This is a genomic window from Acinetobacter sp. TAC-1 (genome assembly GCF_029025845.1).
Classification (GTDB): Bacteria; Pseudomonadota; Gammaproteobacteria; order Pseudomonadales; family Moraxellaceae; genus Acinetobacter; species Acinetobacter guillouiae.
The window spans coordinates 2,132,249-2,151,641 of sequence record NZ_CP118892.1 but is presented as its reverse complement, the minus strand read 5'-3'; the positions used below and the strand labels follow the sequence as shown (position 1 = coordinate 2,151,641).

Here is a 19,393-nt window from a genome sequence, read left to right as displayed (position 1 = left end):
TTTCCTTATTCCAATGTTTCTGTTTTAATCAATGCCCAAGAATCTTCAGCAACAAAGTTCATCGCTTCAGTAAAATTATAATTTTCAGGTTCAGTGTTCCAGTATTGTTGAAGTACTTTTACAATATAAGGATGCTTCATAAAGCTGTGCCCAAGTACCTCTGCATATAAGCCATAACTGACTAAGTCGACATATCTGGTAATGTGGTATTGTTCATGTCCTTGATATAAATTTTTAAGAATCTGTTGTGATTTCAAATGATTGATGTCGACTTGTTCTAATTCATGTGCTTTTCGAAAAACAATGTTACTCATTTCAATCAAATCTAAAGCTAAGGATTGTTGTTCATTCACCTGCGTAATGGCTTTTTTCAGCAATTTTTTCTGTTGGATATTTTCCCAATGAAAATATCCACTAGGATGGATAAATTCCCATTGGGTAAAATTTCCCAATAAACTATTCATTTGCTGTTCATTGAATATTTGATCTAAATAAATCATTACTCGTGGGTCATACCATCGAAATAAAATTTTGGATTCAATATCTTGCAACACCAAACTGGTTTTAAACTTTTGGTTCAACTGATCATTTTCGTAATGAGAAGCCCCAAAACCATGTACTAAATACTGATCATTGGAAATTTCAAAATTATTAAGTAAATGTTCTGCTAGCTGTGGTCCTATCTCTTTTAATATCTTTTCATCTAATATTTCTATAAAAAACAGATGTGTGTCTTTATAGCGATTGCCTTTTGCCAAGGGAATATAAATAATATTGTGTTCTCTTAAACACTTCTTTAAATCATCAAAAACATCGGGCGCTAATGTTTCATCAAGCAATACTAACAGCCGATGATGCTGGCTAAAGACTGCTTGCATTTTTTGATAAATTGCTTCTACGGAATGAAGTTCAGAGGATATCGCCGTTTGTTGTAGATAGTTTTCACTCATCATAAGATCACCTTCGCTGATCCATTTTGAGCTGCCTGTCCTTGTTTCGCAGAGCAATCAGGCAAGTCTAAAGCTGGCGGATTTATAGAAGCTGGGGAAGTCAGTTTCTGTTGCCCAGATTTCACCTCAAATAAACCACCTGTGGTTGAAAACACACCTGAACCATTAATCTTGAGTTCAGAACCATCACTAACCAACTTAATTTCCTTCGGACTGATGATATAAACTGCGTCTTCGGTTGAAATGATTTGAATACCTTTACGTGCAATCAAATCCAAGCCATCACCTTGTGCTTGGATCTCAACTTTACCTTTTCCAGCAAATAACTTTGCACCTTCTTGTGCCGCAAAAAGGCTAATTTTAGCGCTGGCATGTCCAATCAAAGCCTTTTGTGTACTGAGGTTAATACTGTCGCCTGATGTGTGGCTAATTTGTCCATCTGCTGAAAGATGAATATCTTCATTACTTGCAAATGCAATTGAGTTTGGTGAAGCCAACATCATCACCGCAGACTTAAATTCATCTACTTTTTTCGGATCTTGTTGAGTCAATGTGTCGATAAAACCTTTGATATTATCTAAAACTTCTAAAGGATCAGTTTGCTGATTCTTGGCAACTTCACTCAATGCTTTGGAATTATTTAGACTACTTTCTAACTGATTTTTGCCTGCTGACACATCAAGGTGATTACCCGAAGCTGAATCCTGAGCATAAGTACTCAGTAGTAAACCTTGTCCTGCTCTTACTGCACCCCACTGGTCAGTTCTCAGTTCAAAGCCTTCACCTCGTCCTTCGCTTGTGTCTGTCTCTTTGGGATGACTTAAATTACCGAGGTTGAGTTGACTCGCCCCATGACTGCTCTGTAGCTGACTGCTGATTTGCTCAGTAGTATCGTCAAATCTAAGTTGGTTATAGCCACTGCCTTTATACTCTCGACTTTTTATTCCTGCTAGTTTTTTGGTATCAGGCAGTTTACCTTTGTCATCAAACTTGCTTGGATGACGATACGCTTCATGAATACGCCCCACCACAAATGGCCTGTCAATGTTGCCATCAAAGAAATCAATCACGACGACCTCTCCGATTCTCGGTAAGAATCGTGCACCATAGCCTTCACCAGCCCACGGCGTCAGGACATCCACCCAAGCTGAATCGGTGTCGTTGTCATTGGAACCGGCACCACCATCGTGGCTATGATCTTGATTGCGTGTAAACAGAAAACGGACTTTGATCCGTCCCCACTCATCTACATGGATTTCTTCTCCACTTGGTCCAACCACTCTGGCACGTTGGGGTGATGCAATCGGACGATGTTTTAGTGGATTGTATTCTGGAACAGTGGTGATATTTCGACGTTGCAGCACCAACTGATTGGCTTGGCGTTCATCACTATTGTTTGTCGTGATATTGGTTATTTGCCAATTGCTTTGCTTAAGCAGATTTTCAACTTGATTGGTCAGGTCTTTAGGTAGGTTGTTTTGATTATAAAAGGCCTTAGATATGATTAGAAATTGCTTATCTGAAAAATCATGTTGATCAATTTCGGGATGCCCATTTAATTCAAAGATATAACCCACATGTGCATCACGTACTGTAGATATTGCGGTAAATTGTTTGGCTTGTGAGTCATAGTAGTTACTCATATTTTGGTTAAAGCGTTCAACCTGACTGTTGCCTGATGGAGTTACACCATCTTCTCCATTGAGATCTTGAATCCATGCTGGACTAAAGTGCCAAACTTGTTCTAGTCCTAGACTAGCATTGTTATAGTTTTCACTATGTTGATGCTTACTTTGTACATTGCCTGCACCTTCATCTATATCTAATACAGCGGCTTGCCAACGTTGAATATGTACTGATGTAGGCTGAATAGAACGCTGTCCAATAAATGAGATAATGCTGTCTTGCCTTTCGGTGGGACTGCTACGATGAAAGCGAATATTCTTGCGTTCTAAGCTGGTGTATTGAGTATTGTTGTCAATCAAACGAAGTTTTTGAGGCTGAATTTGTTCACTGAAATTCGATACTTTAAGTTGGGCTTCATCAATTAAAGTATTAATTCCTTCAGAAAAAAGCAGACGTTGAACAAAGTCTATATCCCGTTCATTATTCTGCATAATAAATGGGCGAACATCGTAGTTTTTGGTTAAGCCAGTTTTATCCAATGTTAGACTTGAAGCAAATAATGGGCTTCGCTCGCGCCATTCCTGAAATATAACTTCAACTGCTTGAGGCGCAGACATATTCATAAACACTCTGGAATTTCTACGATGCTTCCAAAGTGCTGTTGGGTCTTCAACTGTCAGGCGGTAAATCGTCAGTGCACCATCGCTCGCGCCCACATCTGCTTGGGTCACAATCCCTGAAATTCGATTAAGTTCTGATTTATCATTCACAATATCGACAGCCACTTGGCTACCGATAAATTGCTTTAATGGAATATTCATTGACATAGACAAGCAAATCAATTGTAAATGAATGCCTTTGTTTAATTCATGCATCCCATCAATACGTTGTAGGAACACTTGAGCAGTCAAATCAGGATTGCTAAATTGAATATGCAAAACACGCTTTTGTGCCGTAATTCCAAGCTGCTCCAAGGCAGAGTAAATATTATTCAACATAAGTTATTGTGTAGTTTTTCTAAATTTTATCAATTATACGCAAAAAAATTGTTCATTGTCTATACAGATTTGTCTATCTATTGGTATTATTTCACCGCCCCTTATTTTCTAATATTATTTTAAGTTGCGTACGAGCATGCAAAATTTGCTTCTCTGTTTGATCTAAGTTTTGTGCGATTTGCTTAATCCTAATATCCGTTCTTAATATTTGCTCTTGATTATCAATTAACCATTTCCGACGTTGCTCAACTCTTTTTTGTACTCGATCCGCCAACATAGGCAATTGAAATTCTCTACATATTCTCATATAGACCTTCCCTGCTTTAGCACTCGAAACACCATAAGTTTGGCTGATTTCCTTCACAGTCATATCAATCATTGCTTGCTTGTTTTGTTGATACCATTGTTCATTTTGAATTTGTTGCTGGGTTGTACGAAGCGGTTTCGATCTAAGCGCACCAGCATACTTAAGCAAATAACAAGTATAACTACGCACTTGTTTTTTGCTAAGTCCATATTTTTCATTTAATAGTTGATAACTTTCATTCGGGTCTGTTGACAATTCGTCTACGTTTGCGACTACGTGTGTTTTTTAGGCGATACTAGACGCGAGATATGAAATTTAGTCATTCTAAATGATGAGAAACATCGTTTCGCAAGGTAACACGTAGCGGCAAAAAACACGCTAGTCCCGAAGGGTTGTGGTTAAAATTATCTCAGCCTTCGTTATGAAACTCGAAAATAGTCTCGCTATTCTCTTCGTTTCCTGCCTTGTCTGCTCAATTTTAACCTACAACGCAAGCCATTTATGAAATGTCAAAAGACCCTAAGTATCTCTGTTTGATGTGCTTTAATCCAAGTATGGTCAGGCTTTGAAATCTTTTTCTGAATATTTAATTCTCGACGAAGGCGACTTAATTTAGATACTGATATTCCAAGTTGTTCTGAGGCGTAATATAGTCCATTTTGTCTTAAAAACTCAGCTAACTCTGCGCTAAAAATGATGGCAAAAGTCCCTGTTCTATATCTATGTTTTCATCCTCTATAAACCACAATGCCAACTGAGGTTTTTACTTCTTCATAAACATCCCAGTCTTCACCTTGCCAGTCCTTAATTGTCTTTATTGGATAAATTTTATATCTTTTAGCCATAATCATTAACATTTTTTGTATTCATCAACAATTCTTCTTTTATCAAATTCTGTTTACAATTTAAAGAATTTTGTTAAGTTTTTCTTACAAAAATAAAAATTATCTTTCAACACCTTAAACAAATTAATTTTTCAAGCAATAACGCCTAAATAGCAAGCAACCAACAGCTTAAGATACAAATCACGAATAAATCTACCAATTTTCATAGATTGACAGGTTTAAATCAGCTACTTAACATCAGGGCAATCTTGGATACATAACATTGGTTTTATTTTGAATTTTCAGTATCAGTTAAAAATAATTTCTGCAGTAGGCTTAACACTTGCGATTACAGCATGTTCGTCTTTGGGTGGCGGCTCTGTGCAAAAACGTGCTGCTAAACTTTCGACTGGAATCCAAAAAGCCTATTCTGTCTCTCCCGATGTTGCCAATCGTGTATCCCCAATGATTGTACAAAGCGCAGATCAATATGATGTAGATCCTTTACTGATCGCAGCAACCATCCGTCAAGAATCGAGTTATCGGAGTTATGTCACCTCTCCATCTGGTGCTGTTGGGCTTACCCAAATCATGCCGCGTTATTGGCAACAAGCTTGCCCTGGTGATTTGTTTGATGAATATACCAATGTACGCTGTGGCACCATGATCTTGGCAAAATATAATCAAAGTGCAGGAAGCTGGAAAAAGGCCTTAGCCTACTACAATGTTGGACCCACAAATTACCAAACAAATCGTAAAATGAAACGTCAAGGTAAACGATACGCGAAACAAGTCAAACAACATGAAAAACAGTTAAAGTCCTCATTATAAAGTTTAAGAATAGAAACTGAATATCAATAAAATAAACCCACTCTTGCTGATACTTGAGCGGGTTTATTTTTTAGTCTATGACAACAATACACAACATAGACATAGACATAGACGATTTAATTCAAACTTAATCTGCTGAAATATCTTCAAACAAAACAGAAGACAAATAACGTTCACCTGCATCTGGAAGAATCACCACAATGGTTTTACCTGCATTTTCAGGACGAGCAGCTAATTGTGCAGCAGCAGCTAACGCCGCACCACTAGAGATACCGACAAAAATACCTTCTTGAGTAGCACTTTGACGGGCAAAATCAATCGCTTCTTGGTTGTCGATAGCAATAACTTCATCAACTAAATCTAAATCCAAGTTTTTCGGAATAAAATTTGCACCAATCCCTTGGATCTTATGTGGCCCAGGCGTTAAAGTTTCACCACGTTTGGTTTGTCCAATAATTGGTGAATCTGCGGGTTCTACAGCAACGGAGTAAATCGCTTGCTGCTTAATCTTTTCAAAATAACTAGAAATCCCTGAAATGGTACCGCCAGTTCCGACACCAGCAACAAGGATATCGACTTTACCGCCTGTTGCAGCCCAAATTTCAGGACCAGTTGTTGTCTCATGTATTTTAGGATTGGCTGGGTTTTCAAATTGTTGCGGTAAATAATATGTTTCAGGTTGTTCTGTTGCTAAACGTACTGCCTCGTCAACTGCGCCTTTCATACCTTTTGCGGGTTCAGTTAAAATTAAATTTGCACCCAACGCTTTTAATACTTTACGGCGCTCTATACTCATACTTGCTGGCATGGTTAAAGTGATCGCATAACCTTTTGCCGCTGCTACAAATGCCAATGCAATACCAGTATTGCCGCTGGTTGGTTCTACAATATGCATGCCTTTTTTCAAAAGCCCCTTCGCTTCTGCATCTGCAATAAGTGCAGCGCCAATTCGATCTTTAACAGAAAACGCAGGATTACGACTTTCAATTTTTGCTAAGACCGTTGCGCCACCTGTAATAAGACGATTGATACGAATAAGTGGTGTATTCCCAATTGCCTCAGCATTATTAGAATAAACAGCAATCCCTAAGTTTTCAGTTGCTGGAAAATTTGGATCTGTAGACATGACCTTTCCTTGAATTTAAATGAATTTATATCAATCTATCATAATGCTTTTCTATGAAACTTTGATATTGAGTAACTGAATTTAATTATACCAATATCGAAATAGTTTATTGATAAAAATCATAAGTTTAGTTTTTAGGCAAAGTGTTTGACCGATTTGTCGTCAAATCAAACTATATATTTGTATATTATTTCAAGCATAATAACGATATGACTCATATTTAGAGAATATTATGGCAAGCAATGCTTATCAAAAATTTTATCGTCAATTTACAAAAAAAATCTTAGATAAAATCGTCAGCCCACAAGTTTTAGGCGATACAAAAACTCTTGAAAATACAGTTAATGATCCAAACACAGCTAATTTTCCGATTTGCTATGTCATTCAAGATGACTCAACTTCAAATAAAGTCTTGATCGACAATGAAACAGAAAAAAGAAAACTCAGCCCTGCTTTTGCGCCACTTAATCTAGGGGCAGATTATCAGGAAGATGATCGTTTTATCACTTTAGAACCAACCAAAAGCAATGCTTCTGCATACTACCCAGATAAAATTATTCGCTTAGTCGAATATTTATTGAAACATCCTGAGCAAGATGTGCTTTTAGTGCCAACAACGATTTTATGGGGACGTGCACCAGAGAATGAAGATAGCTGGTATAAAGCATTGATGACCGATGCTTGGGCTAAACCAACGGGCATTAAGCAAGCACTGAATATTACCCTGTATGGCCGTAATAATTATATTGAATTCCATCAAGCAGTTTCTTTACGCCAGTTAATTGACTCAGCCATTGAACTCACACCCAATTTTTCACCAGCGCATTATGTGGTAACTGAGCTCAATAAACAATTTAATGGCTATAAAGAAGCAATTCTTGGTCCTGATATTTCAGATCGTCGCAATGTGATTAACAAACTCATGGTGAGTGATGCGGTCAAAGAAGCCATTCTCAATGAAAGCATTCATAAAAAAATCAGCATCAATGAAGCCGAAGCACTCGCGCATAAATACCTCGATGAAATCGTCTCTGATTTTTCTTATTCGACCTTACGCTTTGCTGAAATTGCTTTAACTAAATTATGGACCCAGCTCTATGACGGTATCGAAGTACATAATTTCGATACGGTTCGTGAACTTGCCAAAGATTATGAAATTGTCTATACCCCTTGTCATCGTAGCCACATTGACTATTTGTTATTGTCTTATGTGATTTATAACCGTGGCTTGATGGTTCCCCATATTGCAGCAGGTATTAATTTAAATATGCCTGTAGTTGGGCAACTGATGCGTGGTGCAGGTGCATACTTTATTCGACGTAGCTTTAATGGTAATGCGCTTTATACCGCTGTCTTTAAAGAATATATCTACAGTATGCTCAATCGAAATACACCGATGGAATATTTTATTGAAGGTGGTCGTTCTCGTACTGGACTTTTATTGCCACCTAAAAAAGGGATGCTCGCAATGACCATCCAAAGTTATTTGCGTGGAAATAGCAAACCGATTGCCTTTATTCCAACTTACTTTGGATATGAAAAACTGATCGAAGGCAGTTCATACATAAAAGAACTGGGTGGACAGAAAAAACAAGCTGAATCACTATTTGGACTACTTAAATCTATTCAAAAGATTGAAAAAGTCTTTGGTGTTGTCCACGTCAATTTAGGTGAACCAGTTTTCCTTGAAGAGATCTTAAAAAAGAACAATGCTCCACAACGTGTTGCTTTGCATGAAGAGATGCCTGAGTCTGTTAAAGCCACGGTCAATGATGTTGCATTTGATATTTTGGAAAATATCAATAAAGCCGTAGTGATTAATCCTATCAGTTTGATTTCTCTAGTCTTGTTAAATGCACCAACGCATGCTTTGGCAGAGCGTGAAGTATTGGTACGCTTAGAACAATTCCGCAATCTACTCAAACAGCATCGTTATGATGATCGTATGCAAATCACTGAACTTTCCAACACAGAAATCATTCAATATGCCATGAAGCTTAAACAAGTTGAATTGATTGAGCATGATAATGAACGTTGGGTGAAAGTCAGTGATATACAGGTGGGCTTACTTAAGTATTTCAGTAATAACATTCTGCACACGTTTATCCTGCCAGCACTGATTGCCAAAGTATTGCGTGTTGAAACAGAGCAGCAGCAATTTGAGATTTCAAAATCTGATTTATATACCCAAGTCATCGAACAATACCCACTTATACAAAAAGCCTTCTTTTTAAAATGGGATGAGTCTGAGATTGAGAGTGAAATCACACAAATTGTCGATTATTTTGTTGCGGAGAAATTAATCACACTTGAAGCAGATCAAAGCATTAAGATTTCAAATGCAGATCCTAAAATTCGTTTACTTTCCGCCCTTGCTCATCTATATGATGTCAATGTGGTGAAAGAACCTGAAAAAGAAAGCAAAGAGAAATAATCTTTTAAGCTTTGACGATGATCCAAAATAAAGAAGTTCCTTCAACCATTTGGATAAGGAACTTTTTTATAAGCGTATATAGCTCATAGAAATATGACTGATTGATTTACTTTAAGCAAAAAATGATTTTTAGTTATTACTTAGAGGTTTTTCTTAATCCGTTTTAAATGCAATAAAACCATGATAATTCAATACTTGAGCAAAGTTTTCCACACGCTTAAAACCTGCTTGTAAATACAAAGCACTCATTTCATCAACAGAAATTAAAGCAAAATCTTGTTCAATACGATCGGTCATAAGTTGCGCCTGTTTTTCTGTTAATCCGGTTGCTAAACTCAGATTTTTTAAAGCTTGTAATTGTTTGGTATTCGAAATTTCCATCAACTCATAACTTAAACATAGACCAGTACTGCTTAGGTGATTTGCAATATCTTTTAAGAATTGTGCTTTTGCATCAACTGGAACAAAATGTGAAACCAAGATAGCCAAAGCCACATCAAAACTCACATCGACTCGTTTAAGAACAGATGTATCACCTTGTATAAACTGAATTCGAGAACAAAGCCCTAAATCTGCTATATGTTGTTTGGCTTTATCAATCATATTTGCTGCAGGATCTATTGCTGTAAAATTCCAATGAGGAAATTGCTCAGCCAAATATTGCAGTTCATAACCTGTACCACATCCCACGACTAAAATCTTCGCTTGAGTCGATACATAGCTCTTTAATACAGCATGGACTTGTAAATGTATCAGTTCATAACCGGGAATTAATTTACGAATATGTGCATCATATCCTTCAACTACAACTGGATTATTAAAGTCCTTTGCCATTTCTTTAAGCCTTGCAATGATGATTAATATTATTATTCCTGAGGATGTTTGACTTTCACTGCCTGTAAACAAAAATCAGCGATTTGTTTTACAAAATACTCTTTATAGCTTTTATCAAAACGCTTGGTCTTGGCGATACTTAAAGGTTCAATCACAACAAAAGTCATTGCACCCACGATGCACAATGCGGTGGTGTTTAAATCCTCAAAAATAAACTCACCTGAATGACGTCCTTCGGTCAAAATTTTAATAATACTTTCTTTAATCAATTGCTTGCTTTGAAAACGTTCTAACTCAAATTGAGGATCGACAGGTTCAAATAATAAAGAATAAGACAGTCGAGGGCTGTTCATTGCCCTTTTTACAAAGGTTGTAACGGCGCGATCTAGTTTTTCTACAGCGCTGAGTTGGGTATGTGCAATATCATTGAGAATATTGACTTCGATATGAATCGCCGCATTTAAAACTTCAATCAATACCTGATTTTTATTTTCAAAATAACGATAGACCAGTCCACTTGAAACGCCTGCCCGATCTGCAATCGCTTGAATTTGTGCATCTTTAAATCCTCCTTGTGCAACCAGTTCTCGTGCAGACAATAAAATCATCTCGCGGTTCTGTTGCATTTTCTCTTCCATGACAGAGGATCTTTTATAGTTCATAGCGATACGTAAATTCCATTCCAAATAAACTGGCAGCGAATAGTTTACCCTGTTGATACCACAAGGTAATTTAGATTAAATACTAATAAATTTTGCAACAATTAGCTATCCACCTAGATCGCTTGATTCAATATTTAATAAATCATTGATGAACTTAATCATCTTGTTGAGGTTATTTTGTACCATTGCTGATCTATCAATTCCTCATCGATCAAAGCAGTCATTTTAAATTACTTCTTTTTGGAAAATGATCTTTTTTAAATCAGCGATTGATCCTTCAATATTCTTCAATGATCTAAGGCAACTTCTTAAGACAATGCACATATGAATTGTCCGATAATCCCCCCTTAAATTGGTCATTACACCCCTTTATTAAATCCAGTAAAAATGATTCACTAAAATCATCAAGCTTTCAGATAAAACTTAAATAAACTAATAGCTTAACCTCTATTAATCACTATAGTTTTGTCTGAATTTTATATGCGAAATAAAAAAAACATTCAAGGAAAGAAAAGCATGAAAACTCAATCACTCATTCTCAGTATCCTCAGCGTTTTACCCACTGCTTATACTCATGCAGCTGCGATGGATCAATCTGGTCAATCGATACTGGCGTTTCTTGAAGACAAGAATTATTTCGAAGCCAGTATTGCCGCAGTTGACCCGAAAGTATCAGGCAAAGTCCGAAATCGACCTGATTTAGTCAATGCGGGCAGCAATGATCTGAGTACAGGTGATATGGCACAATCATATCAATACTATAATGCAGCATTAAAACTGCAAATTGCGCCAAAAGTTTCCTTTGGGCTCATCTATGATCAACCTTATGGTGCTGCAATCGAATATCCTTTACGTAGCAATAATACCTTCTCTGATACTGAAATCAGTATGAAAGGTACCCTTGCGGATGTTGATACTCAAAATATTGCGATGCTATTTGGTTTTCAGCCAGATGCTCATTTTAACCTCTACGGTGGTGGCGTATACCAGACAGTCAAAGGTAAAGTGTCTTTACGTGGTAATTCGATGAGTGTGTTTAATGGCTATGATGCCAACTTTAAACAAGATAGTGCTGTTGGATGGCTTGCTGGTGCTGCTTTTCAGATTCCTGAAATTGCTTTAAAAGCAGCAGTGACTTATCGTTCTAAAATCAAGCACAAAATAGATGCTCAAGAAACAATTTTTGGACAACCTTTAGCATTCACCACTGATAAAGATACAGAAATCAACACGCCACAATCGGTAAATTTAGATTTTCAAACAGGAGTTTATAAAGATACGCTGGCATATTTAAATGCGCGTTGGGTAAATTGGAAAGATTTTAGAATCCGTCCAACACAGTTTGGTGCACTCACTGAACTGGCAACGGCTGAGTTAAGCCAAGGCCTATATGCTGGTGGATTTAATCTGGATGACTATCAAAAAGACCAATACAGCATCACTGTTGGCTTAGGACATCAATTTACACAAAAATGGGCTGCGTCGGCTGATGTTTCATGGGATTCTGGTACTGGAAATCCTGCTTCTGTATTAAATCCTACCAAAGGCGGTTGGGGCTTAGGGTTGGGTGTTCAATACAATCCTACTGACAATTACTTTATCGCAGGAGGCATCAAATATATTTGGATTGGGGACGCCACGGCACAAGATGGTACCTATTACATTCCGGTACCCGGTGCTTCAGAAATTGCCCAACAAGGTGATTATCGTGACAACAATGCCATAGGCTATGGTTTAAAAATAGGTTACCGTTTCTAATGCTCGATGCGTGATCTTGTTAAAATTATTTTTTAGCGTAGACTTCATTCTAGTGTATATACTTGAGAATGAAGTCTTTTTCTTTTTATTCAAAGACAAATTCATTTTTCCGTCATTTGTATACGCTATAAATTTTAATGATCAATATGAATAAACCTGAGTAAAAAACCAACTTAAATTAAAGGATCAGAATATGAAATTATTACGTTTAATTCCAATTCTCGCTTTAGGCACTATCTTAACCGCATGTGGTGGTATGCCAAAGGAATGTGAAGAATCTTGGAAGCATATGGAAGACTTGGCAAAACAAAGTGGCATTCCTGAAGATTCACTAAAAGAACAGAAAAAAGCCTTTGAAGAAGAAATTAAAAAGTTATCTAAAGAAGATGCTATTCAAGCCTGTAAAGCACAGTCTTCAATCATTGGCATGGTTAAGTAATTTATCTTTGATCTACAAAATGGATGCTTCTGTTTGCAGGCATCCATTTTTGCCTGTAAATAAAAACTAAAACTTTAATTTTCACATTTTAATCATCACAATTTTTTGTTTCACTATAAATAAACATTGGACCTAAATCATAAGTCTGATCATTTCTTTTCACTTGCGGAATGAAAGCACTTGAAATTGAACCATCTAAATATAAAGCTTGATCTGTTTTAAGCTGCGACTTTAAAATATCAGCAAAATTATAAAAATTAATTTTTCCACGACTTATTACGAAATACAGTTGATTATTTTTAATTCCCACCCCATTGCGAACTTTTAATGAATCTGAGTTTTTAACAAAAATTGGATTGATCTCACCATTGATCAATAACATTGGACCAGATTGTGTAGCATAGCGAGCTTTAAAATTAGATTTAAGATATTGCTCTGTGGTTTTAATCACAGCTTGCTTATTGTTCCAAGCAACCACACCATTGGGTTGCATAAAAAAATTACCAAATTTGTTTTTTTGTTGGTTTAATTCTATTTGTTGTTTACCTTGTTCAATGTACAAGCCTACTGGTGCAAAATTAGGGTGATACATTCCTGCATTCATGGCAAAACTGATCTGGCATTTTTTACGCTCTTTTTGCAGAGTTGCGAACTTTTTATAGGTTTGCCCTTGTTGATTTTTTAAAAATAGTTGTAGCTGATCCAGATCATCGATACGAACAGCATCTGCGATCACCTTCTTGTCTTTGATTATTTTGATATAGTCAGTATTGGCATTGACTTGAAAGGAAAGTGCACTTAATCCCATCATGCTTATCAGCGCATATACCCCAGTTTTCAAATTCATAACATCCCCATGCAAAGTGTTATATTTTATCGTGTGATCTATTGAATAATGAAGGCTAATTAGCACTTTTAATGCATTTTTTTACTTAATTATCACTTTAAGGGCTATCAAATTCATTTTGCATGGTTATAATCAAACTATCCTTTCAATTAAATACATGTGTACACTTTATTTGAACTGAGTGGAATATGCAGACAAAACAAATAGCTAAATACCCGTTAGGTGCGCATTTAATCGTCAAACATTTTGGCTATAGCCATCATGGAATCTATGCTGGAAAAGGTCGTGTTATACATTATTCTGGGCTGGCACATTTTGTAAAAAAACGCCCAATCGAAATCACTTCACTTGAAAAATTTTCACATGGTAAGGTGATCCGTGTCCGTTACTATGATCAACCTAAGTTTTCTGGTCGTCATGTAGTTCGACGTATGCGTACACGTATGAACGAAAACAGCTATCATTTGATTATCAATAATTGTGAACATCTGTGTAGTTGGGCAATTACAGGGGTTGAAAGTAGCCCTCAAGTGGTAAAAATGATGAACCGTTTAACCACGATTGGCTATATCAGTTCAATCATGACCTATATGAATGGCTTATTTTTAACAGTTGCAACCACCTGTTTTGCTTTGGTTTTATATATAAAAATGAAACTCAGGGCTCAGTCAAAATTAAAACTTCCAACCTATTTATCACTTAAAGAACAGCAACCTAAAAAGTAAAATACTCAGCTAGGTTTATCATATGACCTTAGGCAAAAGCCCTGATTTTAAATCACCATTAAAATGGTGGAAATTTGTCTTCAACCAATTTGAGTTCTATTCCATGTTCCAAATAAGCTTTTAAACCATCCAGCACTGTGGTGAATCCCCCAGTTGCATCTATAATAAATTGAATCAGTTCAGAGCCTTGCAACGAAATATCGTAATTTCTAATTTTTAAATAGGTGTGCTCGGGGCTGATTTCTTCAAATATAAAATCTACCGATGTTTTGGGTTCACCCCAAGTAATTTGAATCAATTTATTTTCAATAATGTTAAATACCATAACCTTTGAGCTGACTTGATACTTATCCCAACTCCATTGCACAATTTTGCCTTCTTTTAGGGGTCCTGTAGAACGACTAAACCAGAATTTTGAAGTAATTTCAGGATCAATAAATGCATTAAAAACCGCAGATACGGGTTTACGAATTAACATTTGAGTTTCAATGGTTGGATTCATTCTTATTACTCTTCTAAGCTTATATAGAACTATATGGATAACAAAGTGATACTGATAACATAAGTGCTATGTAATCAGTATCATGTTTTTGTTAACAAATTTAACGAATTAGTTTTGAATAAGTGATGATTCAACAATGCGCTGATAGCGCTCTGAAAATTGACCATTCCAATACGGGTAATATGGATATGCTGGATGAACCGCACTGACTTGATTTAAACGCTGTAATTGTGAATCCGTAAGCACTAGATCTTTTGCGATTAGATTATCTTGCAGTTGTTGTTGATTTCGAGCACCAATCAGTACAGTAGACACTGTAGCTCGTGTTAACAGCCATTTTAAAGCAATTTGTGGGACTGAATATCCCGTGTCTAATGCAATCTGTTTTAATGCGTCTATCACTTGATAGAGATATTCTTCGTTTACAGGTGGCGCAAATTGTGCTGTTTCATGTAAGCGACTATTTTCAGGCAAAGGATGCTCACGATCAAACTTACCTGTCAAACGTCCCCATCCCAAAGGACTCCACACAACAGCACCAATATGCTGATCATGATTTAAAGGCATCAGTTCCCATTCATAATCCCGACCTATCAATGAATAATACACCTGATGTGCCACCATTTTTTCATAACCATAACGATCTGCAATCGACTGCGCTTTCATCAATTGCCAGCCTGAAAAATTAGATGCCCCGATATAACGAACTTTTCCGCTTCGGACCAATTCATCTAAAGTTTTCATAAGCTGATCTAGCGAAGTAAAGCTATCAAACTGATGTAACTGTAAAACATCGATATAGTCTGTATTTAAGCGTTTTAACGATTGCTCTACAGCATGAATTAAATAATGACGACTCAATCCGACCTGATTCACTTGTTCATTACTACGAAGCGCAACTTTAGTTGAAATAATTGCACTGTGCCGATACGGCGCTAATGCAATTCCAAGCATTTTTTCAGATTCACCGTCTGAATACACATCGGCCGTATCAAAGAAATTAATTCCTGCATCTATACATGTAGTAATCATTTGATTGGCTTCTTTCTGCCCTGCTTGTCCCCATGCAGAAAATAGAGGACCTTTCCCACCAAAGGTTCCTGCACCAAATCCCAACTCAGATACTTTTAAACCAGAATTGCCTAAAAAATTATATTTCATGACCATTCACCTAGATTGAATAATGTGTCTCATCACAAAATAACAACTTGGTATTATTTTAAAAATCAGGATAATAAGAAAATACTTTTTCGATTTTATGGAAAATGAATACACAAGACTTTCAATTCTTCTTACGTGTCGCAGATTTGGGTTCAATCAGCCAAGCGGCAAAAGAAGCCAATATTGCAGTTTCAGTGGCAAGTCAACGAGTGCAAAGGCTTGAAAATCAGCTCAGTCTTAAACTTTTTTATCGCACGACACGGAAACTGAGTCTGACCGAAGAAGCCAAAATATTGATTGAGCAAGGACGTCCACTACTCGATAGTTTCCAGACATTAACCGAAAATTTAAAGCTTCAAGATCAAAAACTTTCAGGAAGCATCAATATCACGGCTTCCGCAACCTTTGGAACACAGATACTGGTTCAGGTTATTGCTGAGTTTTTAAAACAACACCCTGAATTATTAATCAATTTAGATTTAAATGACCAAAATATAGATCTTATTAGTCAAGGCATGGATCTCGCGATTCGCATTGGCAAACTACAAGATTCTTCTTTCATCGCAAAACCATTATCTATCAATAAGCGCTTACTTTGTGCTGCACCTGAGTATCTCGCTAAATTTGGTATCCCGAAACGTTTAGAAGATTTACAACAACATCGTTGTATTGTGCAGCGTCATCAACAAGGCATCAGCAATACATGGAACTTTGTGGATCATGCTAACCCAAATAGAAGATTAAATATCCAGCTAAATGGCTATTTTATTACCAACTCAGGCGAAGGGATTCGTCAGGCATCTTTGGCAGGGCTCGGCATATCCAATCACTCGCTTTGGCATGTCAAAAACGATTTAGATTCAGGAAAACTGGTTCATGTGCTTCCTGATTTTATGGTAGAACCCACTGCTATTTATGCTGTTATTCCAGATAAAAAATTAATCTCTGATAAAGTAAAAGTTTTTATTGAGTATTTACAGGATTACTTTAAACAATTCTAATGATGATTTGGCTAATGTTATCCGTTATTCCAAATGACAAACATAATCTACAACTTCGCTGGATTGCAGGCTAAAGCGGCTATTTGCAGGAACAGTAAAAGACTCTCCAGAACTGTAGACTTCCATTTCTTCTTGATCTGCTATCCGAACCAAGCATTTTCCAGAGACAATCTCAATGCGCTCAGTCACATGCGTTTCAAAAGTTAAAGGTTTCTCTGTGGGTAAAATTACCCCCAATGTTTTCTTCGAACCATCTTTGCATTCGATAAGATAACTGATTGATCGCCCTTTATAATGAACATTAGGTTTAATATGGACCGTAACAAAATCAAATTGGGAAGACATATATTTGTCCTGATTATTATTTGTGCATTTACTATATCGCTTTTCTATAGTATTCCTCAATTAATTTTAAACAGCATAAAAAAAACCTAGCCGAAGCTAGGTCTTAAATCATGATTTTATTCAAGATTGAATAAAATTATTTACCCGGTTTAAAGCTATCTTTCAAATCTAAGACACGGTTAAACACAGGTTTATCTGCTGTATGATCATATTGATCCGCAACAAAATAACCCTCACGCTCAAACTGGAAACGATCTTCTGGTTGCGCTTGAGCCAAAGCAGGCTCGATCACCGCTTGAAGTACCGTTAAAGACTCTGGATTTAAATTTGCCAAGAAATCATCATCTGCATCTGGTGCAGCTTCGGTGAATAAACGATCGTAAACACGAACCTCAGCCGGAATCCCTTTCGACGCAGAAACCCAATGTACAACGCCTTTCACTTTACGACCTTCTGGGTTTTTACCTAAAGTTTCAGGATCAATTGAACATTTCAACTCGATCACTTCACCATTGGTATCTTTAATCACTTCATCACACTTGATCACATAAGCATGACGTAAACGTACTTCACCTTCAGGAACTAAACGTTTAAAACCTTTTGGTGGAACTTCTTCAAAGTCTTTACGATCAATAAAGATTTCAGAGGTTAAAGGAATAATACGATCGCCCATATCTACATTTGGATGACGTGCATGGCTTAAATCTAAATCTGCTGGCAAGTTAGTCAAAGTTACTTTCAATGGATTTAAAACAGCCATACCACGTGCTGCTGTGTTTTCAAGAGATTGACGAATACAGAACTCAAGCATAGCCACATCAACGATACCGTCTGTTTTAGACACGCCTACACGCTTACAGAACTCACGTAACCCTTCAGGGGTAAAACCACGACGACGCATGCCCACCACAGTTGGCATACGCGGGTCATCCCAACCATGAACATAGTTACCTTCTACCAATTTACGTAATTTACGTTTAGAGGTAATCGTATAATCTATATTTAAACGGCTAGATTCATACTGACGTGGAACTGATTGTGAATGCACTTTCTCAACCACCCAATCATAAAATGGACGATGGTCTTGAAACTCTAAAGTACATAATGAATGGGTAATCCCTTCAATCGCATCTGACAATGGATGAGCATAGTCATACATTGGGTACATTTTCCATTTATCACCCGTTTGGTGATGTTCTGAATGAAGTACACGATATAGAATTGGATCACGCATATGTACATTTGGTGATGTCATATCAATTTTGGCACGTAATACTGCTTCACCTTCGGCCAATTCACCATTGTTCATTTTTTCAAAACGAGCAAGGTTTTCTTCAATAGATGCATCACGATAAGGTGAGTTTTTACCTGGCTCGACAAAATTACCACGGTTAATTCTAATTTCATCTGGGCTTTGTAGATCTACATAAGCATCGCCCTGTTTGATCAACTGAACTGCCCACGCATGTAATTGGTCAAAATAACTTGATGCATAGCGAGGTTCGCCATTCCACTCAAAACCTAACCATTTTACGTCATTGGCAATACCGTCAACATATTCTTGTTCTTCAGCATCTGGGTTGGTGTCATCAAAACGCAAGTTACACAAACCATCGTATTCTTGAGCAATGCCAAAATTTAAGCAAATAGCCTTTACATGGCCAATATGTAGATAACCATTTGGCTCAGGTGGAAAACGTGTAACAACTTTTTGTGTACGGCCCGCTGCCAAATCTTCTGTAATGACTTGGCGTACAAAATCTAAGCCCGCTTGTTGTTCTTGCTGCGCATTATCGACAGGGCTTGGACTATTTGTCGGGGTTTTCGGCAGTTCTGAAACAACATCATTTGGCTTCATAGTTGATAAATCACTTCTAAAAGTTAAAATTGAATATAGAAAATGTGATTTTATCCTTTTTTAACAAAAGAATTTCACATTTTTACTTGCTATGTAGTTTACAGTTTGCTTATGCTTCTCTCAACCAAAAACCCATGACATTTTTAGTCATGATTAGGAGATTAT

17 protein-coding genes are annotated in these 19,393 nt (G+C 36.9%); 6 read left to right on the top strand and 11 right to left on the bottom strand.

All coding sequences use genetic code 11. From position 1 onward, the window contains the following. Positions 1-5: 5 nt before the first annotated feature. The 3 genes from PYV58_RS09980 to PYV58_RS09970 form a co-directional block, all read right to left on the bottom strand. On the bottom strand, positions 6-950 hold the full coding sequence (locus tag PYV58_RS09980) for a DUF4123 domain-containing protein (RefSeq protein ID WP_227504299.1): 945 nt from the start codon (positions 948-950) through the stop codon (positions 6-8). Further along, positions 950-3,574, bottom strand: coding sequence for a type VI secretion system Vgr family protein (locus PYV58_RS09975; protein ID WP_275059807.1), 2,625 nt, complete (start codon positions 3,572-3,574; stop codon positions 950-952). The genes PYV58_RS09980 and PYV58_RS09975 overlap by 1 nt, the downstream gene beginning before the upstream one ends. A 91-nt stretch (positions 3,575-3,665) precedes the next feature. Next, entirely contained in the window at positions 3,666-4,136 is a 471-nt protein-coding gene (locus PYV58_RS09970; RefSeq protein ID WP_275059806.1) for a hypothetical protein, read from the bottom strand. An 863-nt stretch (positions 4,137-4,999) separates the two neighbouring features. Here PYV58_RS09970 and PYV58_RS09965 point away from each other — a divergent pair. Next, positions 5,000-5,536, top strand: coding sequence for a transglycosylase SLT domain-containing protein (locus tag PYV58_RS09965; RefSeq protein WP_004821807.1), 537 nt, complete (start codon positions 5,000-5,002; stop codon positions 5,534-5,536). A gap of 127 nt (positions 5,537-5,663) precedes the next feature. Here the strand turns inward: PYV58_RS09965 and cysK are convergent, their stop codons facing one another. Then, entirely contained in the window at positions 5,664-6,662 is a 999-nt protein-coding gene (gene cysK / locus PYV58_RS09960; protein ID WP_034615352.1) for a cysteine synthase A, read from the bottom strand. A gap of 232 nt (positions 6,663-6,894) precedes the next feature. Here cysK and plsB point away from each other — a divergent pair, with 232 nt between their 5' ends. After that, positions 6,895-9,096 (top strand): glycerol-3-phosphate 1-O-acyltransferase PlsB, encoded by a 2,202-nt coding sequence (gene plsB / locus PYV58_RS09955; RefSeq protein WP_034615349.1) that lies wholly within the window; start codon positions 6,895-6,897, stop codon positions 9,094-9,096. Positions 9,097-9,249: 153 nt separating this feature from the next. Here plsB and PYV58_RS09950 read toward each other — a convergent pair whose 3' ends face one another. Then, on the bottom strand, positions 9,250-9,930 hold the full coding sequence (locus PYV58_RS09950; protein ID WP_034615345.1) for a class I SAM-dependent methyltransferase: 681 nt from the start codon (positions 9,928-9,930) through the stop codon (positions 9,250-9,252). A gap of 32 nt (positions 9,931-9,962) precedes the next feature. After that, entirely contained in the window at positions 9,963-10,592 is a 630-nt protein-coding gene (locus PYV58_RS09945) for a TetR/AcrR family transcriptional regulator (protein WP_034615342.1), read from the bottom strand. A 516-nt stretch (positions 10,593-11,108) separates the two neighbouring features. On the opposite strand from PYV58_RS09945, the gene PYV58_RS09940 reads away from it, so the two are divergent. After that, complete coding sequence (locus PYV58_RS09940) at positions 11,109-12,350, top strand: outer membrane protein transport protein (RefSeq protein ID WP_034615338.1); 1,242 nt, start codon at positions 11,109-11,111, stop codon at positions 12,348-12,350. Between the two features lie 193 nt (positions 12,351-12,543). Next, positions 12,544-12,789 (top strand): hypothetical protein, encoded by a 246-nt coding sequence (locus PYV58_RS09935; RefSeq protein ID WP_004719975.1) that lies wholly within the window; start codon positions 12,544-12,546, stop codon positions 12,787-12,789. An 88-nt stretch (positions 12,790-12,877) separates the two neighbouring features. On the opposite strand, the gene PYV58_RS09930 is transcribed toward PYV58_RS09935, so the two are convergent. Further along, complete coding sequence (locus tag PYV58_RS09930; RefSeq protein ID WP_034615335.1) at positions 12,878-13,636, bottom strand: phosphodiester glycosidase family protein; 759 nt, start codon at positions 13,634-13,636, stop codon at positions 12,878-12,880. Between the two features lie 188 nt (positions 13,637-13,824). On the opposite strand from PYV58_RS09930, the gene PYV58_RS09925 reads away from it, so the two are divergent. Next, positions 13,825-14,361 carry a lecithin retinol acyltransferase family protein gene (locus PYV58_RS09925; RefSeq protein ID WP_004821822.1) on the top strand — a complete coding sequence of 179 codons (537 nt, stop codon included), beginning with the start codon at positions 13,825-13,827 and terminating at the stop codon, positions 14,359-14,361. Between the two features lie 58 nt (positions 14,362-14,419). On the opposite strand, the gene PYV58_RS09920 is transcribed toward PYV58_RS09925, so the two are convergent. Together PYV58_RS09920 and PYV58_RS09915 are read right to left on the bottom strand one after the other, a co-directional pair. Further along, on the bottom strand, positions 14,420-14,863 hold the full coding sequence (locus PYV58_RS09920; protein WP_034615333.1) for an SRPBCC family protein: 444 nt from the start codon (positions 14,861-14,863) through the stop codon (positions 14,420-14,422). A 108-nt stretch (positions 14,864-14,971) separates the two neighbouring features. Beyond that, on the bottom strand, positions 14,972-16,024 hold the full coding sequence (locus PYV58_RS09915) for an aldo/keto reductase (RefSeq protein ID WP_034615330.1): 1,053 nt from the start codon (positions 16,022-16,024) through the stop codon (positions 14,972-14,974). A 104-nt stretch (positions 16,025-16,128) separates the two neighbouring features. On the opposite strand from PYV58_RS09915, the gene PYV58_RS09910 reads away from it, so the two are divergent. Further along, positions 16,129-17,025 (top strand): LysR family transcriptional regulator, encoded by an 897-nt coding sequence (locus PYV58_RS09910; protein ID WP_034615327.1) that lies wholly within the window; start codon positions 16,129-16,131, stop codon positions 17,023-17,025. A gap of 24 nt (positions 17,026-17,049) precedes the next feature. On the opposite strand, the gene PYV58_RS09905 is transcribed toward PYV58_RS09910, so the two are convergent. After that, positions 17,050-17,370, bottom strand: a complete 321-nt coding sequence (locus PYV58_RS09905; RefSeq protein WP_034615323.1) for a pyrimidine/purine nucleoside phosphorylase — start codon at positions 17,368-17,370, stop codon at positions 17,050-17,052. A 136-nt stretch (positions 17,371-17,506) separates the two neighbouring features. Then, positions 17,507-19,228, bottom strand: coding sequence for a glutamine--tRNA ligase/YqeY domain fusion protein (locus PYV58_RS09900; RefSeq protein ID WP_034615320.1), 1,722 nt, complete (start codon positions 19,226-19,228; stop codon positions 17,507-17,509). Between the last annotated feature and the right edge of the window lie 165 nt (positions 19,229-19,393).

Excerpts from the sequence above, each read along its gene's own strand:
- PYV58_RS09980 (WP_227504299.1), bottom strand. The coding sequence starts at position 950 with ATGAGTGAAAACTATCTACAACAAACGGCGATATCCTCTGAACTTCAT.
- PYV58_RS09975 (WP_275059807.1), bottom strand. The coding sequence starts at position 3,574 with ATGTTGAATAATATTTACTCTGCCTTGGAGCAGCTTGGAATTACGGCA.
- cysK (WP_034615352.1), bottom strand. The coding sequence starts at position 6,662 with ATGTCTACAGATCCAAATTTTCCAGCAACTGAAAACTTAGGGATTGCT.
- plsB (WP_034615349.1), top strand. The coding sequence starts at position 6,895 with ATGGCAAGCAATGCTTATCAAAAATTTTATCGTCAATTTACAAAAAAA.
- PYV58_RS09950 (WP_034615345.1), bottom strand. The coding sequence starts at position 9,930 with ATGGCAAAGGACTTTAATAATCCAGTTGTAGTTGAAGGATATGATGCA.
- PYV58_RS09945 (WP_034615342.1), bottom strand. The coding sequence starts at position 10,592 with ATGAACTATAAAAGATCCTCTGTCATGGAAGAGAAAATGCAACAGAAC.
- PYV58_RS09940 (WP_034615338.1), top strand. The coding sequence starts at position 11,109 with ATGAAAACTCAATCACTCATTCTCAGTATCCTCAGCGTTTTACCCACT.
- PYV58_RS09935 (WP_004719975.1), top strand. The coding sequence starts at position 12,544 with ATGAAATTATTACGTTTAATTCCAATTCTCGCTTTAGGCACTATCTTA.
- PYV58_RS09930 (WP_034615335.1), bottom strand. The coding sequence starts at position 13,636 with ATGAATTTGAAAACTGGGGTATATGCGCTGATAAGCATGATGGGATTA.
- PYV58_RS09925 (WP_004821822.1), top strand. The coding sequence starts at position 13,825 with ATGCAGACAAAACAAATAGCTAAATACCCGTTAGGTGCGCATTTAATC.
- PYV58_RS09920 (WP_034615333.1), bottom strand. The coding sequence starts at position 14,863 with ATGAATCCAACCATTGAAACTCAAATGTTAATTCGTAAACCCGTATCT.
- PYV58_RS09915 (WP_034615330.1), bottom strand. The coding sequence starts at position 16,024 with ATGAAATATAATTTTTTAGGCAATTCTGGTTTAAAAGTATCTGAGTTG.
- PYV58_RS09910 (WP_034615327.1), top strand. The coding sequence starts at position 16,129 with ATGAATACACAAGACTTTCAATTCTTCTTACGTGTCGCAGATTTGGGT.
- PYV58_RS09905 (WP_034615323.1), bottom strand. The coding sequence starts at position 17,370 with ATGTCTTCCCAATTTGATTTTGTTACGGTCCATATTAAACCTAATGTT.
- PYV58_RS09900 (WP_034615320.1), bottom strand. The coding sequence starts at position 19,228 with ATGAAGCCAAATGATGTTGTTTCAGAACTGCCGAAAACCCCGACAAAT.